Below are 1,824 nucleotides of genomic sequence, written 5' to 3'. Positions count from 1 at the left end.
GTCGAGGTCGAGTTCGATCCCCCGATTGTCCCGGATATTGTCGATCGCATCACCAATGACCGTGAGATTGCGCAAACCCAGAAAATCCATCTTCAACAGGCCAATGGCCTCACACGACGGATAATCCCAGCCAGTGATGATCGCACCGTCCTGCGCACGCTTCCACAACGGGATCGCGTCCATCAACGGCTCGGACGACATGATCACCGCACACGCGTGCACACCCGCATTACGAATCAGACCCTCGAGACCCTTCGCAGTCTGATAAATCTTCGCGATATCCGGATTCGAGTCGATCAGCGACCGCACCTCGACCGCTTCCTTGTACCGCTCATGCCCCGGATCGGTGATCCCGGACACCGAAATATCCTTCGCCATGATCGGCGGCGGCAACGCCTTGGTGATCTGGTCAGCGATGGCGAAACCCGGCTGACCGAACTGGACGCGCGCCGCATCCTTGATCGCCGCCTTGGTCTTGATGGTGCCGAACGTGATGACCTGCGCCACCTTGTCGCTGCCCCACTTCTCCGTCGCATAACGGACCATCTCTCCGCGCCGGCGATCATCGAAGTCGATATCGATATCGGGCATCGACACACGCTCCGGGTTGAGGAACCGCTCGAACAGCAGACCATGCGGAATCGGATCGATATTGGTGATACCCATCGCATACGCGACGAGCGACCCGGCCGCAGAACCACGACCCGGACCGACCCGGATCCCGACCTCCTTGGCATGATTGATCAGATCCCCGACCACGAGGAAATACGCCGGAAACCCCATCTCGTTGATGACGCTGATCTCGTACTCCGCGCGCCGCAGATACTCCTCGGGAACAGGCCCGTGCGGGAACCGCCGATCCAACCCGCGCATCACTTCCTTGTGCAGCCAGCTGGCCTGCGTCTCCCCGTCCGGAACCGGGAAGATCGGCATCCGATCATGATGCTCCCACACCTGCTCGTACGACTGCACCCGCTCACCGATCAACACCGTGTTGTCGCACGCACCGGGCACCTGACTGTCCCACAACTCCCGCATCTCCCGCGCGGACTTGAGGTAGTAGCCGTCACCGTCGAACTTGAACCGGGTGGGATCCGACAGCGTCTTACCGGTCTGGATGCACAACAACGCCTCGTGGTTCTCCGCGGCGTCCTTGGTGACGTAGTGACAATCGTTGGTCGCCAGCGGCGGGATCCCGAGCTTGTTGCTGATCTCGAGAAGCCCGTCACGCACCCGACGCTCGATCGAGAGCCCGTGATCCATCAGTTCGAGGAAGAAGTTGTCCTTGCCCCAGATCTCCTGCCATTTCGCGGCGGCCTCGAGGGCCTCGCGATCATGCCCGAGCCGCAACCGCGTCTGGATCTCCCCCGACGGGCACCCCGTGGTCGCGATGATCCCCTCGTGGTGCGTCGCGATCAGCTCTTCGTCCATGCGCGCCCACTTACCGAGCTGACCTTCGATGGACGCCAACGAGGACAGCGTGAACAGATTCCGCAATCCGGTGGCGTTCTCGGCGACCATCGTCATGTGCGTGTAGGCACCCGAGCCGGACACGTCGTCGGATTTCTGGCTGGGATCGCCCCACTTGACGCGTTTGGTGTTGAACCGCGACTCGGGTGCGACGTAGGCCTCGATCCCGATGATCGGTTTGATCCCGGCCTTCGTCGCGGAGTTGTAGAACTCGCTGGCGCCGTACATGTTGCCGTGGTCGGTCATGCCGACCGCCGTCATCTCGAGCCGTTGTGCCTCGGCGAACAGCGGGCCGAGTTTGGCCGCGCCGTCGAGCATCGAGTACTCGGTGTGGTTGTGCAGATGAACGAACGA

General features: G+C 61.7%; 1 protein-coding gene. It reads right to left on the bottom strand.

Annotation, left to right across the window (positions count from 1 at the left end; genetic code table 11):
- Positions 1–1,824 (bottom strand): DNA polymerase III subunit alpha (gene dnaE / locus ACZI8W_RS26100; protein ID WP_463371442.1); only part of this gene is annotated, 1,824 nt, incomplete at both ends.

The organism is Rhodococcus ruitaii, from assembly GCF_055230935.1.
This window is presented reverse-complemented; position numbering and strand designations above follow the sequence as displayed.